The sequence below is a fragment of the Enterobacter cloacae complex sp. IR5401 genome (assembly GCF_049238425.1).
Classification (GTDB): domain Bacteria; phylum Pseudomonadota; class Gammaproteobacteria; order Enterobacterales; family Enterobacteriaceae; genus Enterobacter; species Enterobacter hormaechei_C.
The window spans coordinates 37,159-52,040 of the sequence record NZ_JBMKHN010000007.1 but is presented as its reverse complement, the minus strand read 5'-3'; the positions used below and the strand labels follow the sequence as shown (position 1 = coordinate 52,040).

The following is a 14,882-nucleotide window of genomic DNA, read 5'->3' as shown; positions in this document are numbered from 1 at the left end:
TCATCATCTACGTCCACTGTCATATATCGTCATAACCCATTAAATGACTATGGTTTTACTGTCGCAAATTTGCGACAAAAGTAGAAACTAATTTACAGGTGTGCAAATTATTCTTTTCAATTATTTATTTCGGGTCAAAAGATTGAATTTTCCCAGGCCCAGATACGTAAATTCACTGGCTTTTCGGCTAAAGTTTCTTTAGGATTTATCTCATCAGATGATTACTTGTGCCAATTGTTTGGTCTCTAAATGATAAGCGATGTCGATTGTATGAGGTTAGCAATGCCGTCAGGAAGTGAAGAACCGCAAAGGGATCCCGCGCTTAAGCGTAAAGCCTGGCTGGCGGTCTTTCTTGGCTCTGCCCTGTTCTGGGTGGTGGTTGCTCTTCTTGTCTGGAATTACTGGGGTTGATTATGGTCATGACGGTGCGTACAGAAGCGAGAAAAGAGATGTGTCAGCTTCGTGACAATGTTCACAAAGCCCGTAAGGCGCCAGCAACCAGCGTACCAGCTTCCTGGAAACTGACGCCACAACAGCAGGCCTTTATTGATGTGTTCGCGGAAGACGAACCCAAAAAACAATAATTTTGATTTTTGCGTAATGATGCAAATAGTCTGAATAAAGACTGTGCACTTTTGTACTCCTTAATAAATACACATCAGCAATATAGAACGAGGGCAGACCTCGCAACCTTAAATAATTAAAGTCTGGTGTCCCTATGATGAATAACATGACAACCGTAAAATACTGGTCATGGCTCGGCGTATTCTCAGCGTCGATCCTCTTCTGGTGTCAGCTCCTCTGGCTGGCCTTGCACTAAATCGTAAAACCTCGCCACGGCGGGGTTTTTTGTTTTATCCCTCGCGTTGGACCATTCCTAAATTTATCAATTTGGGTTGTTATCAAAACGTTACGACATCTTTGTGTTATCTTTAATTACAGCCCTGATGATTGTCAGGACATCCCTGTTTTTAAGGAGGAGCTTATGTCGTTAACCCTACGCGAAGCCAGTAAGGACACATTACAGGCGGAAAATAAAACCTGGCGCTACTACAGCTTACCGCTGGCTGCCAGAACGCTTGGGGACATTTCGCGGTTACCCAAGTCGTTGAAAGTCTTACTGGAAAACCTCTTGCGCTGGCAGGATGGCGACTCGGTTACCGAGGAGGACATCCAGGCTCTGGCAGGGTGGCTGAAAAATGCTCATGCAGACAGAGAAATTGCCTATCGCCCGGCCAGGGTGCTGATGCAGGATTTCACCGGCGTACCAGCGGTTGTGGATTTGGCTGCCATGCGTGAAGCCGTTAAGCGTCTCGGGGGCGATACTGCTAAGGTTAACCCCCTGTCCCCGGTAGACCTCGTCATTGACCACTCCGTCACCGTCGATCACTTTGGTGACGACGATGCTTTCGGCGAAAACGTCCGTCTGGAGATGGAACGTAACCATGAACGCTACGTATTTCTGAAATGGGGTCAGCAGGCGTTCAGCCGCTTCAGCGTTGTTCCACCGGGCACCGGCATTTGTCACCAGGTCAACCTGGAATATCTCGGCAAAGCCGTCTGGAGTGAATTGCAGGATAAAGAGTGGGTGGCTTACCCGGATACGCTGGTGGGCACCGATTCACACACAACCATGATTAACGGCCTTGGCGTTCTGGGTTGGGGCGTCGGTGGTATTGAAGCGGAAGCGGCCATGCTCGGCCAGCCGGTATCAATGCTCATTCCCGATGTGGTGGGCTTTAAGCTGACCGGTAAATTGTCCGAAGGCATCACCGCCACGGATCTGGTTCTGACGGTCACCCAGATGCTGCGTAAGCATGGTGTGGTGGGTAAATTCGTTGAATTTTATGGCGATGGTCTGGATTCCTTGCCGCTGGCGGACCGGGCCACCATCGCCAACATGGCGCCGGAATATGGCGCGACCTGCGGCTTTTTCCCGATTGATAGCGTTACGCTGGAGTATATGCGCCTCAGTGGTCGCAGCGAGGAGCAGGTGGCTCTCGTTGAGGCCTACACCAAAGCGCAGGGCATGTGGCGTAACCCGGGTGACGAGCCGGTATTTACCAGTACGCTGGAACTGGATATGGGCACCGTTGAGGCAAGCCTCGCAGGGCCAAAACGTCCGCAGGACCGCGTCGCCCTGAGCAACGTTCCCAAAGCCTTTGCCGCCAGCAATGAGCTGGAGGTTAACGCCGCGCAAAAAGATCACCGTCCGGTGGACTATGTTCTGAACGGGCATCAGTATCAGCTTCCTGACGGCGCCGTGGTGATCGCCGCTATCACTTCCTGTACCAACACGTCCAACCCGAGTGTGTTAATGGCTGCCGGGCTGTTGGCAAAAAAAGCGGTAGAACTGGGGCTCAAGCCACAGCCGTGGGTTAAAGCCTCTCTGGCGCCTGGTTCGAAAGTGGTTTCCGATTATCTGGCGCAGGCCAGACTCACGCCTTACCTCGACGAGCTGGGCTTCAACCTGGTGGGCTACGGCTGTACGACCTGTATCGGTAACTCTGGTCCACTGCCTGAGCCTATTGAAGTGGCGATCAGGCAGGGTGATTTGACCGTTGGCGCGGTACTTTCTGGTAACCGAAACTTTGAAGGGCGTATTCATCCGCTGGTGAAAACCAACTGGCTGGCCTCGCCGCCGCTGGTTGTAGCCTATGCGCTGGCCGGAAACATGAACATTAACCTGGCGACCGATCCGATTGGTCACGATCGCAAAAATGAACCGGTCTATCTGAAAGACATCTGGCCATCATCGCGTGAAATTGCGCGCGCGGTAGAGAAAGTTTCCACTGAGATGTTCCGCAAAGAGTATGCGGAAGTGTTCGAAGGCACAGCGGAATGGAAAGCGATCGACGTGGTGGGTTCCGATACCTATGACTGGCAGGATGATTCCACCTATATTCGCCTGTCGCCATTCTTCGACGAAATGCTGGCGGAGCCTGCACCGCTGAAAGATATTCACGGCGCGCGGATCCTGGCGATGCTGGGCGATTCCGTCACCACCGACCATATCTCTCCGGCGGGGAGCATCAAGGCGGACAGTCCGGCAGGTCGGTATCTGCAAAGCCGTGGCGTGGAACGTCGCGATTTCAACTCCTACGGTTCGCGCCGTGGTAACCACGAAGTGATGATGCGCGGGACCTTTGCCAACATCCGCATTCGCAATGAAATGGTTCCGGGCGTGGAAGGGGGCATGACGCGCCACCTGCCGGATACAGAGGTCATTTCAATTTATGACGCAGCCATGAAGTATCAGCAGGAGGGGACGCCGCTGGCCGTTATTGCCGGTAAAGAGTACGGCTCCGGTTCCAGTCGCGACTGGGCGGCAAAAGGTCCGCGTCTGCTCGGGGTTCGCGTGGTGATTGCCGAATCCTTTGAACGTATCCACCGCTCAAACCTGATCGGCATGGGGATCTTGCCGCTGGAGTTCCCGCAGGGCGTGACGCGTAAAACGCTGGGTCTGACCGGGGAAGAGCAGATTGATATCCGCGGTCTGCAAAATCTGCAACCGGGTAAAACCGTTCCGGTGAAATTAACGCGCGCAGATGGTACGACAGAAGTGCTGGATTGCCGGTGTCGTATTGATACGGCAACAGAGCTGACCTATTACCAGAACGACGGCATTTTACATTATGTAATTCGTAAGATGCTGGACTGATTAAATCGCCCGGCACATGTGCCGGGCGTTTTGCGTTTACTCGCTCAGCAGATGCCCCATTTTGGCGGCTTTAGTATCGAGGTAGTGCGCGTTTTTCGGGTTGCGGCCGACAATCAGCGGCACGCGTTCCACGATATTGATGCCCGCTTCAGTGAGGATTTCCACTTTCTTCGGGTTATTGGTCAACAGACGCACTTCGTCCACACCCAGCAGCTTGAACATATCTGCGCACAGGGTGAAATCGCGCTCGTCAGCAGCAAAGCCGAGCTGATGGTTCGCTTCGACGGTATCGTAGCCCTGATCCTGCAACGCGTAGGCGCGGATTTTATTCAGCAGGCCAATATTGCGTCCTTCCTGACGGTGATACAGCAGAACGCCACGTCCTTCCTCTGCGATATGAGAAAGGGCGGCTTCAAGCTGGAAACCGCAGTCGCACCGCAGGCTGAACAGCGCGTCACCGGTCAGACACTCTGAATGAACGCGGGACAGCACCGGCGTTTGCCCCGAAATGTCGCCGAATACCAGGGCGACGTGATCTTGCCCGGTTGCCAGTTCTTCAAAACCCACCATCAGGAAATCGCCCCATGGGGTTGGCAGTTTGGCTTCTGCCACACGTTTAAGCTGCATGTGATTCTCCAGACCAGGCTGACACGTTTCGTGCCTTTGCCCCATTATGCTTTCTGTATTGGACTATTTTGCCACAAGCCCGGCAACTTCACCTAATCACCACCACGCTTTACAAACGTTAAACGCACAATCCGACATATCCACCTGAATGAAGAAATTCAGTTATGATTGTGGTGCTTAGTGAAAAAGGAGAGGACATGCTTTCGATTGCCAGACGAACGGCCGCAGGTGCCGCCGTATTGCTCGTTATACCCCTGGTCGTTTGGTTCTCCGGCTGGATGTGGCAGCCCGGACAAAACGAGACGTGGCTGAAAGCCCTATACTGGATAACCGAGACGGTCACCCAGCCGTGGGGGATTATTACGCACGTGCTGCTCTGTGGCTGGTTCCTGTGGTGCCTGCGCTTTCGCCTTCGCGCGGCGCTGGTACTGTTTGCCATTCTCGGCGGGGCCATACTCATCGGGCAGGGGGTGAAGTCGTGGGTGAAAGATCGCGTGCAGGAACCCCGTCCTTTCGTCGTCTGGCTGGAAAAAACGCACCATGTTCCGGTGGATGAGTTCTACAATTTAAAGCGTAAAGATCGCGGTGCGCTGGTAAAGGAGCAACTTGCGGAACAGCAGGATATCCCGACCTTTTTACGCAAACACTGGCAAAAAGAGACCGGCTTTGCGTTTCCTTCCGGGCATACGATGTTTGCTGCCAGCTGGGCGCTACTTGGCGTAGGACTGCTGTGGCCGCGTCGGCGTACCCTCACGATTGCGATTTTGCTGGTCTGGGCGACAGGCGTAATGGGCAGCCGGATGCTGCTGGGGATGCACTGGCCGCGTGATTTGGTGGTGGCAACGCTGATCTCGTGGGTACTGGTGACGCTGGCGACCTGGCTTGCACAACGTTTTTGTGGACCCCTGACGCCGCCGCCGGAAGAGAAGGAAGAAATAGCCGAAAGGGAGTCTGGCGGAACCTGAAGGTTGATATTCCGCATTTTGACCATAAATCCATGTAGGGCGCATTACTTTTTCCATTTCGCGCCCGCCACTAAAATGGTAGCTTATAAGGCTGATTGCAGTGAGTTGAACACGCTTTATACGCTCGAACCACATAACGGGAAGTCATGTGAAATATTTACTCATTTTCTTACTGGTGTTGGCGATTTTTGTCATTTCAGTCACATTGGGCGCGCAAAACGATCAACAGGTAAGTTTCAACTATCTGCTGGCGCAGGGCGAGTACCGGGTGTCGAGCCTGCTGGCTGTGTTATTCGCGGCGGGGTTTGTCATCGGCTGGCTTGTATGCGGCCTGTTCTGGCTTAAGGTTCGTGTTTCTCTTGTTCGCGCTGAACGTAAAATTAAACGACTTGAACATCAACTTACGCCTGCGTCTGACATTCCGGCGAGCTCTGGTGTGCCGGTAGTCAAGGAATAATCGAATATGCTGGAGTTGTTGTTTCTGCTTTTGCCTGTCGCCGCAGCCTATGGCTGGTATATGGGCCGCAGAAGCGCGCAACAAACAAAACAGGATGAAGCAAACCGACTCTCCCGTGACTACGTAGCGGGGGTGAACTTCCTGCTGAGCAATCAGCAGGATAAAGCGGTGGATCTGTTCCTCGATATGCTTAAAGAGGATACCGGCACCGTTGAGGCGCATCTCACCCTGGGAAACCTGTTCCGCTCGCGCGGAGAGGTTGACCGTGCCATTCGTATCCACCAGACCTTGATGGAAAGCGCTTCGTTGACCTATGAGCAACGGTTGCTGGCCGTGCAGCAGCTTGGGCGGGATTACATGGCCGCGGGGCTTTACGATCGCGCCGAGGATATGTTCTCTCAGCTGGTGGATGAGACGGACTTCCGTATCGGTGCGCTTCAGCAGCTTCTGCAAATCTATCAGGCCACCAGCGACTGGCAAAAAGCGATTGATACCGCTGAACGGCTGGTCAAACTCGGCAAAGACAAACAGCGCGTCGAAATTGCTCACTTCTATTGCGAGCTGGCTCTCCAGCAGATGGGTAGCGATGACATGGATAAAGCCATGGCACTGTTAAAGAAAGGCGCAGCGGCCGATCGCAACAGCGCGCGCATCTCGATCATGATGGGGCGGGTCTTTATGGCTAACGGTGATTACGCCAAAGCCGTGGAGAGCCTGCTTCGCGTTATCGATCAGGACAAAGAGCTGGTCAGCGAAACGTTGGAAATGCTGCAAACCTGCTATCAGCAGCTCGGTAAGCAGGACGAGTGGGTTGCGTTTCTGCGTCGCTGTGTTGAAGAGAATACAGGTGCCACAGCCGAGCTGATGCTGTCAGATGTCGTCGAAGAGCATGAAGGGAGCGATACCGCCCAGGTATACATTACCCGTCAGTTGCAGCGTCATCCTACCATGCGTGTCTTCCATAAGCTGATGGATTACCACCTTAATGACGCAGAAGAAGGGCGCGCTAAAGAGAGCCTGATGGTGCTGCGAGACATGGTGGGTGAACAGGTGCGCAGCAAACCGCGCTATCGCTGCCAGAAATGCGGCTTCACCGCCTATTCGCTCTACTGGCATTGCCCTTCCTGCCGGGCGTGGTCCACCATTAAGCCAATCCGAGGTCTGGACGGGCAGTAATTTTTTAAAACGCTGCACTTTAGTTACAACATACTAGTGGTTACAGTAATTCCATCAGCACCGTGCGGTCTGGGGTTCAGCAGGAAAAGCATTCGATTCTGTTCATTTACCCCGAGGGCAGGTAGAATGCACGCCGTTTATCTGTTCCGCGCCGCTGCGCGCCCATAGACGAAAAGGGCTGGTCATGACGTCTGTTACATCCTCCACTTCCCGCGTAGTTACCGATTCTCCCGTAGTTGTTGCTCTGGATTACAATAACCGTGACGCCGCACTGGCCTTTGTTGATGGCATTGATCCCCGCGATTGCCGTCTGAAAGTAGGCAAAGAGATGTTTACGCTGTTCGGCCCACAAATCGTCCGCGATCTGCATCAACGTGGTTTCGACGTTTTCCTCGACCTGAAATTCCACGACATTCCAAATACCACTGCGCACGCCGTTGCTGCGGCAGCTGAACTCGGCGTGTGGATGGTTAACGTACATGCATCGGGCGGGGCACGCATGATGACGGCTGCGCGCGAAGCGCTGGTGCCGTTTGGTAATGACGCTCCGCTTCTGATCGCCGTCACCGTGCTGACCAGTATGGATGAATCCGACCTGCGCGACCTGGGTGTGACGTTGTCACCTGCCGAACATGCAGAGCGTCTGGCGCGCCTCACGCAACAGTGTGGTCTCGATGGCGTGGTCTGTTCGGCTCAGGAGGCGGTTCGCTTCAAATCTGAGTTGGGCCGCGATTTTAAACTGGTGACGCCAGGTATTCGTCCAGCAGGCAGCGAGTCAGGGGATCAGCGACGTATCATGACGCCTGAGCAGGCGCTGAGCGCGGGTGTAGACTATATGGTGATTGGTCGCCCGGTGACGCAATCCGCTCATCCGGCAGAGACCCTGAAAGCGATTAATGCATCACTGAAAAAGGGGGCATAATGCGTGACGCCAACAGTCGTCTGGTCTATTCAACGGATACCGGGCGCATTGAAGAGCCAAAAGAGAAAGCTGAACGTCCAAAAGGCGATGGTATCGTGCGAATTCAGCGCCAGACCAGCGGCAGAAAAGGGAAAGGCGTTTGCCTTGTCACCGGCATTGACCTGGATGATGCAGACCTGGTAAAGCTCGCCGCTGAGCTTAAAAAGAAGTGCGGATGCGGTGGGGCAGTAAAAGACGGCATTATTGAGATTCAGGGCGATAAACGAGATTTAATTAAAACGCTGCTGGAAGCCAAAGGAATGAAAGTCAAACTGGCGGGCGGCTAAAATAAATGAGCCACGGACATTGCCGTGGCTCTTTTTTTTACGTGCGTAAGTCAGACCTGAAAATACTTAATATATTATTATGCCGGTGAGAGCCGTTATGGTGATTATTTGCCCACCTGGTGACCGATAATACCACCTACGGCAGCACCACCTAATGTACCCAGCGTACTACCATCCGTTAAGACTGCACCACCAAGCGCACCAGCACCGGCACCAATCGCGGTGTTACGGTCACGTTTAGACCAGTTAGAGCAAGCGCTCAGGGACATTGCTACAGTGATTGCCAGAACAGCGGCGGCTAATTTTTTGCTGGTAAAGGTCATAATACTTTCTCCTGAATTATCGATTCACGGAAAGGAATGCACTTTAAGTATAGACAATATCCATACTTAAATTCTGTTCCCGTGAAAGCTGGTCGCGCAGGCGTTTCATCATCACGCAGGTGATAGTCACTTCCTGTTATATCGCTAATACTAATTTTACGTGTTTAGAACGGTTTCAACAGGTAAAAACTCTTAAAGGAAGGGTCGGAATACTCTCAGAGAAAGGTTTAAGTGCGCCCATTATTTGGGCGCAGCAGGATAATCAGGCCGTTTTTTTTACAATATCGACAGTCAGACCGTCTTGTTCTAATTGCTGGCGATATTCATCACGCAAACGCTCATCCGTGATTACACGGCTGAAGCGCGAGGCCGGCCCCATCGTATAAGGGTGTACGGCGCCAAACTTAGAGCTGTCGGTCAGCACAATCGCTTCACACTCTTTGGCGAGTACGGCGTTAACCACGTCTGAACGCATCATGTCGCGGCCGGTAAAGCCGGTGTCGGGCTGCCAGCCATCAATACCTATGAATGCCTTACTGAAGTGAACCTGCTGAACATATTGGCGCGTTAATGGCCCCACCATGCTTTCGCTTTTCTTCTGGTAAATGCCGCCCAGCAGAATCACCTCGCAGCGAGTTTCCTTCAACAGATGGGCAATATAGCTGCTTACGGTGATGATGGTAACGTCTTTTTGATCGGCAAGCGTGCGCGCCAGAAGGGCGTTACTGCTGCCATTTTCAATAAAGACGGTCTCACCGTTATTCACCAGGGATGCAGCAAACTCCGCCAGCTCCCGCTTGAGCGCATAATTGTTCATCATGCGGGTTTCAACGTCGTCGCTGTCCAGTGGAACGGCATATCCGTGCGCACGCCGCAGGTAGCTCTGTTTTTCCAGAAGATTCAGATCCTGACGAATGGTGACTTCAGAAACGCCGGTGGCTTTAGCGAGATCGACCACGCTTACGCGTCCCTGATCGATCACCATCTGCAAAATGATTTGTTGTCGGGAGTTCATAGCATCCATTTAAAAGGCAAGGTCGGAAACGACGTTGTTACACTTCCCACGGGGCTTTAGGTTGAGTGGATTCTGGAGCGTTATCAGCGCCGTTCTCAGCCAGCAGTTCAGACTTGAGGATCTCAAGATTACGGATAGCAGAGTGATAATCGCCTGCGACAAGAATATCCAGCACAGTATCAATACGCTGCGCCACGGCTGTTGCATCAATGTTAGACATAAGCTCACCCTGAAGCGAAAAGTTAATATTATCAATGATGCAGAAAATTGATTCAAAAGAGAAGGTAAAAAATGCAATAACCAAAGTCCATAAATGAAAGTGATAAATTTAACCCCCGTCTGCTGCGGGTTGTAGGGGTGGATTAGTCTAAAACTGCGCGCAACGCGCTTTTTTATAAGAGGAATTCGACTATGACAGTTATCAACCAGACAACCTGCACATTGTTTACTGATGCTGAACGATTCACTCAACTGGCGGCTTATTATGAGGCCGAACGGCGTACGGTGTGGATGATGTTACGCGCCACGCCACGGCCTTGCTTCAACCATGCGCTGATCGAGGAGATCATGAATCTCTCCTGGCTGGTTCGACAGTCCGGATTTGTCGTTGATTTTTGGGTCACCGGATCGCTGGTCCCCGACATCTACAATACCGGCGGTGATTTACAGTTCTTCGTTGAGTGCATCAAAAACAACCGACGCGAAGCGTTACGCGCCTATGCCCGGGCCTGTGTGGACTGCGTTCATGCCGCCTCGCGAGGGTTTGATACCGGCGCTGTCACGCTGGCTATGGTGGAAGGAAGCGCTTTAGGGGGCGGGTTTGAAGCCGCGCTGGCGCATCATTTCATTCTGGCCCAGCGCGATGCCCGATTAGGCTTTCCGGAAATCGCGTTCAATCTGTTCCCGGGCATGGGCGGCTATTCACTGGTGGCGCGTCGTGCCGGCATGAAAATGGCGGAGGCGCTGATCTACAAAGGTGAGACGCATACGGCGGAATGGTATGAGCAGCATGGTCTTGTGGATCTCTTATTTGAGCCGTTACAGAGCTATGTTTCGGTGCGGACGTTTATCGACACGCTACAGCCGAAGCTGAACGGCGTAAGGGCCATGCTGCGTGCACGTACGCGCGTGCTGCCACTTCCGCGAAGCGAGTTGATGGACATTACTGAGGATTGGGTTGATGCCGCCTTCTGCCTTGAACCGAAGGATATCGCCTACATGGAGCGGCTGGTTATGCTGCAAAATCGCCATCAGGCGACGGGCTTACGCAAAGCCAGCTAACGGACATTCCTGGCCTGATAACGTTTTAGCCATCGCTCGAATGCGGCAGCGGGCATGGGCTTAGCAAAAAGATAACCCTGCCGTTCGTTGACGCCATTCTTCGTCAGAAAGGCGTCTTCTTTTGCACTTTCCACCCCTTCAGCAATGACCTGCAAATTTAACGCCTGGGCCACGGCGACTATCGCACGCACCAGCGACTGTGAAATGGACTGCTTATGGATATCCCGCACGAAAGACTGGTCAAGCTTAATGGCATCGATAGGGAAGCGCGCCAGTTGCGACAGGGAAGAGTACCCCGTACCAAAGTCATCCAGATGAATTTGCGCTCCCAGGCGGCTAAATTGCTGGATCACTGACAGGGCCAGTTCTTCATTTTCAATGAGACAGCTTTCGGTTAATTCCACGTCAATCGGGCAGTATTCAAAATTCAGGTCTTTCAGCGCCTGCTTCAGGTCACTGAAGATGGTCTGGTCCGCCAGCTGACGGGCGGAGACGTTGACCGCGACGCGCATGTTGATCCCCTTGTCGCGCCATTTTGCTACCTGGCGCACCACATCAAGCATAACCCAGCGGCCCAGAGGCACAATCAGCCCTGATTCCTCTGCATAGGAGATAAACTCCATCGGCGGGATCAGGCCACGCTCTGGCGACTGCCAGCGCACCAGCGCCTCCAGACTTCTGACTTCGCCGCGCCAGGTCATTTTGGGCTGGTAGTGGATTAACAGCTGATCGTTATCCAGCGCTTTACGCAGGTTGGTATCCAGCCACAGGTATTCAAATACGCGCTGGTTCATCTCTGGCGAGAAGACGCAGAATTTGCCCCGGCCATTTTCTTTGGCGGTGTACATGGCGGTGTCGGCATTGCGAATGACGCTTTCGCGATCGTTACCGTGCTGGGGCGCAAGCGCGATGCCCAGCGAGCAGCCGGTGTAAACCTCAATCAGCCCGATGCGGAAAGGTTGACGCAGTCGGGTCAGTATTCGCGACGCCATCGCTTCCAGCGCGCCCTGCGAGGTATCGGTGGCCATCACGATAAACTCATCCCCACCCAGGCGCGCCAGGGTTTGTCCTTCGTCCAGGCAGCTCAGGATCGCCAGCGCAACGGCCTGTAGCAGCTGGTCGCCAAACATATGCCCATAGGCATCGTTCACTTTTTTAAAATTATCCAGATCGAGGTAAACTACGCCAACCTGCGTGTCACCCCGAGCGGTGATGGCATCAGAGATCAGCTCATGGATGGCATTTCGGTTAGGCAAACCGGTAATCGTATCCGTATTGGCGAGAACGCGCAGGCGCTCCTGGGCCCGACGCTCCTCGGTTATGTCGGTACCTGAACAGATGAGGAAAATTTCATTTTTTCCGCTGCCGCTGTGAACAAATTTATTTCTGAAGAGAAACAGGCGCTGCCCCTTGCGGGTCTTGATCCAGCGTTCAACTTCGTAGGAGCTGCCGTTACGAAAAAAACCGGTGATGTTGCGTTTGGAGGCCGCGGCTTCGCTGCGGCTCATAAACAGTTTGAACACGTTTTGCCCGATAACTTCCTGTTCCTTCAGGCCCGTATATTCTTCACTTAAACGGTTGAAGCGCTGAATATTCCCGTTCTGGTCGAGGATCACAATCACGGAGTTAGCCTCGGAAACTACCTGTTCGGCGAAGGAGAGCCCCTGCGCCAGGTCGCGCGCAACGGAAGGGGTATCGTTCCAGGCTGATGCCGTTCCTGCCCACTCATTTTTGTTAATTTTACGGCCGACAAGATGAACGGGAACGTCCACACCGTACAAAGGCAGGGTCATGGCAATGCTGGAGGTGATTACGGTGAGCTGGCGGATCAGCGCGGCCTGTTCATCATCCAGCGCAACCACCTGAATGATGTCAGCGCTTTCACTGGCAGCAAGATGCAGAGCATTGCTGTCTGCTGTCAGTCGCCACCAGGGGCTATGCGTACCCATGTAACGAAACAGCAAATTCTGCTCCAGATCGTCCATCACGTTTTCTCCCGCGGCTGCTGAGTAGCGCACAAATTATTCATTTGCAGTCGACAATGACGGCTCTCTTTTACTGTAGATAATTCTGGAGAAATGTGGCGTTGGGAAACAGAAAAGTGTGAGAAAAAACGATGATTTTGCGGGAGATAATTCAGGAGAGAACTCCCGGCCACCCCTTAACGGAACGGCCGGAAGTTTACGCGGTTATCAGGCGACAGGGCGCACGATAATACTGCGGGTTTCCATGCGCACTTCAGCGATGGTGACATCAATCACGTCAGTGACCTTGTAAACCGTTTCGCCTTTAATTTGCACGGTCCCGTTTTCCTGGCTACAAACCAGTTCGTCGCGGACGGCATGCAGGAACGGGGCAGGAATAAAGGCAACGGCGCCATTATCCACCAGGCGAACGCGCATACCGCCGCGGCTGATGTCAATGATTTCAGCCGGGAAACGGGTATCAGTCCCTGCCTTATCATTCAGGAAGCGCGCGTACAACCAGTCGCCGACATCACGCTCCGCCATACGGTTGAGACGGCGACGTTCTGCCATCTGCAATGTCGTACCATCCTGTGGGCGGGCAACAGATTCCCCTTTGATGATCGCTTTCAGCAGACGATGGTTAACCATGTCGCCGTACTTACGGATCGGGGAGGTCCAGGTCGCGTAAGCCTCAAGGCCAAGGCCGAAGTGCGGGCCAGGCTCGGTGCTGATTTCCGCAAAGGACTGGAAGCGGCGAATACGGCTGTCGAGGAACCCTGACGGCTGTGCGTCCAGCTCGCGGCGCAGTTTGCAGAAACCTTGCAGGGTCAGCACTTCCTCAGGATCGACGTGTACGTCATGGGTTTTCAGCAGGGCAGCCAGCGCTTCGGTGTTCGCCGGATCAAACCCGGTGTGCACGTTGTAAATGCCAAAGCCTAATTTGTCGCGCAGCACGCGTGCAGCACAAATGTTGGCGGAAATCATCGCTTCTTCAACGATGCGGTTGGCAATACGGCGCGGCTCAGCGACGATATTCAGCACTTCACCTTTTTCACCCAGCACAAAACGGTAGTCCGGACGATCTTTGAAGACCAGCGCGTGAGTTTGACGCCATTCGCTGCGGCTCAGGCAGACGCGGTGCAACAGACGAATTTGTGCGGCAATGTTGTCCGACTCGGGTTTCCAGTTGCCCGTGTTCTCCAGCCAGTCGGACACGTCGTCATAGGCCAGCTTGGCTTTGGATTCGATGGTGGCGGCGAAGAATTCAATATCTTCTTCAATGGTACCGTCAGCCGCAATGGTCATCCGACATGCCAGCACCGGACGTACTTCATGCGCACGCAGCGAACAAAGATCGTCGGAAAGTTCACGCGGCAACATCGGAATGTTAAAGCCCGGCAGGTAGTTGGTGAACGAGCGCACTTTGGCCATCTCGTCCAGCTTGCTGCCTTCGACAATCCATGCGGTAGGGTCGGCGATGGCGACGGTCAGATGCAGTTTGCCATCGACTGTCTCTTCGGCATACAGCGCATCGTCCATATCCTCGGTGCTGGCGCTGTCAATGGTGACAAAGTCCAGCGCCGTCAGATCGCGACGTTCCAGACCTTCGTCCTGCATTTCAGTCGCCACGCCATCAGGCGCTTCTTTTTCGAGATTGTGGCGCGCCAGCGTCACCCACCATGGGACGAAATGGTCGTCGCCGAAGGTAATGTATTGGGTAAGCTCGGCGTAGAAACCGCGATCGCCTTTTAAAGGATGACGGCGCATCTCTGCAACCGCCCAGTCACCCTCAACAAAATCATGCTCAACGCCACGCGCGGCGCGGCACGGAATAGCATCTTTCAGGAGAGGATGGTCCGGCACGACGGAAAGACGATCGTCTTTTTTATGCACTTTCCCGACAAAGCGGGTCAGGAAAGGTTCGATCAGTGCTTCCGGCTCGGCAGACTCTCGTTCCTTTTCGGTATGAATAACGGCCGAAATGCGGTCGCCATGCATCACTCTCTTCATCTGAGGAGGCGGAATGAAGTAGCTCTTCTGCCCGTCAACTTCAAGAAAGCCAAAGCCCTTTTCCGTGGCTTTTACGACCCCTTCTGCACGCGGCGTCTGGGAATGCAGTTGCTGTTTAAGCTGCGCTAGCAGCGGGTTGTCCTGAAACATAA

At 53.5% G+C, this 14,882-nt stretch carries 16 protein-coding genes; 10 read left to right on the top strand and 6 right to left on the bottom strand.

What is annotated here, in order from left to right:
- The first annotated feature begins 270 nt into the window (after positions 1-270).
- The 4 genes from ACOTX1_RS12280 (at position 271) to acnA (ending at position 3,661) form a co-directional block, all read left to right on the top strand.
- Positions 271-411 (top strand): YmiA family putative membrane protein, encoded by a 141-nt coding sequence (locus ACOTX1_RS12280; RefSeq protein ID WP_213083754.1) that lies wholly within the window; start codon positions 271-273, stop codon positions 409-411.
- Positions 412-413: 2 nt separating this feature from the next.
- Positions 414-584 carry a hypothetical protein gene (locus ACOTX1_RS12275; RefSeq protein ID WP_032634178.1) on the top strand — a complete coding sequence of 57 codons (171 nt, stop codon included), beginning with the start codon at positions 414-416 and terminating at the stop codon, positions 582-584.
- A 137-nt stretch (positions 585-721) separates the two neighbouring features.
- Positions 722-820 (top strand): small membrane protein YmiC, encoded by a 99-nt coding sequence (ymiC, locus tag ACOTX1_RS12270; protein WP_032103392.1) that lies wholly within the window; start codon positions 722-724, stop codon positions 818-820.
- Between the two features lie 165 nt (positions 821-985).
- Entirely contained in the window at positions 986-3,661 is a 2,676-nt protein-coding gene (acnA, locus tag ACOTX1_RS12265; protein WP_023314249.1) for an aconitate hydratase AcnA, read from the top strand.
- 36 nt (positions 3,662-3,697) lie between these two features.
- Here acnA and ribA read toward each other — a convergent pair whose 3' ends face one another.
- Entirely contained in the window at positions 3,698-4,288 is a 591-nt protein-coding gene (ribA, locus tag ACOTX1_RS12260; RefSeq protein WP_003856813.1) for a GTP cyclohydrolase II, read from the bottom strand.
- Between the two features lie 197 nt (positions 4,289-4,485).
- Here ribA and pgpB point away from each other — a divergent pair, with 197 nt between their 5' ends.
- The 5 genes from pgpB (at position 4,486) to yciH (ending at position 8,134) form a co-directional block, all read left to right on the top strand.
- Entirely contained in the window at positions 4,486-5,253 is a 768-nt protein-coding gene (gene pgpB, locus ACOTX1_RS12255; RefSeq protein WP_003856815.1) for a phosphatidylglycerophosphatase B, read from the top strand.
- 148 nt (positions 5,254-5,401) lie between these two features.
- A complete protein-coding gene (locus ACOTX1_RS12250; RefSeq protein WP_003856817.1) occupies positions 5,402-5,710 on the top strand; it encodes a LapA family protein in 309 nt (102 codons plus the stop codon).
- 6 nt (positions 5,711-5,716) lie between these two features.
- Positions 5,717-6,886: a lipopolysaccharide assembly protein LapB gene (lapB, locus tag ACOTX1_RS12245; protein WP_003856819.1), complete on the top strand. Its 1,170-nt coding sequence runs from the start codon at positions 5,717-5,719 to the stop codon at positions 6,884-6,886.
- A gap of 184 nt (positions 6,887-7,070) precedes the next feature.
- Positions 7,071-7,808, top strand: a complete 738-nt coding sequence (pyrF, locus tag ACOTX1_RS12240; protein ID WP_003856820.1) for an orotidine-5'-phosphate decarboxylase — start codon at positions 7,071-7,073, stop codon at positions 7,806-7,808.
- Positions 7,808-8,134, top strand: coding sequence for a stress response translation initiation inhibitor YciH (yciH, locus tag ACOTX1_RS12235; protein ID WP_003856822.1), 327 nt, complete (start codon positions 7,808-7,810; stop codon positions 8,132-8,134). Before pyrF ends, yciH begins: the two co-directional genes overlap by 1 nt.
- A 104-nt stretch (positions 8,135-8,238) precedes the next feature.
- Here yciH and osmB read toward each other — a convergent pair whose 3' ends face one another.
- The 3 genes from osmB to ACOTX1_RS12220 all read right to left on the bottom strand — a co-directional run bounded on the left by osmB (position 8,239) and on the right by ACOTX1_RS12220 (position 9,692).
- Positions 8,239-8,457, bottom strand: a complete 219-nt coding sequence (gene osmB, locus ACOTX1_RS12230) for an osmotically-inducible lipoprotein OsmB (protein ID WP_003856823.1) — start codon at positions 8,455-8,457, stop codon at positions 8,239-8,241.
- 262 nt (positions 8,458-8,719) lie between these two features.
- Positions 8,720-9,472 (bottom strand): DNA-binding transcriptional regulator YciT, encoded by a 753-nt coding sequence (locus ACOTX1_RS12225; RefSeq protein ID WP_003856824.1) that lies wholly within the window; start codon positions 9,470-9,472, stop codon positions 8,720-8,722.
- 37 nt (positions 9,473-9,509) lie between these two features.
- A complete protein-coding gene (locus ACOTX1_RS12220) occupies positions 9,510-9,692 on the bottom strand; it encodes a hypothetical protein (RefSeq protein WP_003856825.1) in 183 nt (60 codons plus the stop codon).
- A gap of 191 nt (positions 9,693-9,883) precedes the next feature.
- Between ACOTX1_RS12220 and ACOTX1_RS12215 the strand changes: the two genes are divergently transcribed.
- Positions 9,884-10,753, top strand: coding sequence for a crotonase/enoyl-CoA hydratase family protein (locus tag ACOTX1_RS12215; RefSeq protein WP_003856826.1), 870 nt, complete (start codon positions 9,884-9,886; stop codon positions 10,751-10,753).
- On the opposite strand, the gene pdeR is transcribed toward ACOTX1_RS12215, so the two are convergent.
- Entirely contained in the window at positions 10,750-12,741 is a 1,992-nt protein-coding gene (pdeR, locus tag ACOTX1_RS12210) for a cyclic di-GMP phosphodiesterase (RefSeq protein WP_003856827.1), read from the bottom strand. The two genes, ACOTX1_RS12215 and pdeR, sit on opposite strands and share 4 nt — an antisense overlap.
- A gap of 204 nt (positions 12,742-12,945) precedes the next feature.
- A complete protein-coding gene (locus ACOTX1_RS12205) occupies positions 12,946-14,880 on the bottom strand; it encodes an exoribonuclease II (RefSeq protein WP_263521611.1) in 1,935 nt (644 codons plus the stop codon).
- Between the last annotated feature and the right edge of the window lie 2 nt (positions 14,881-14,882).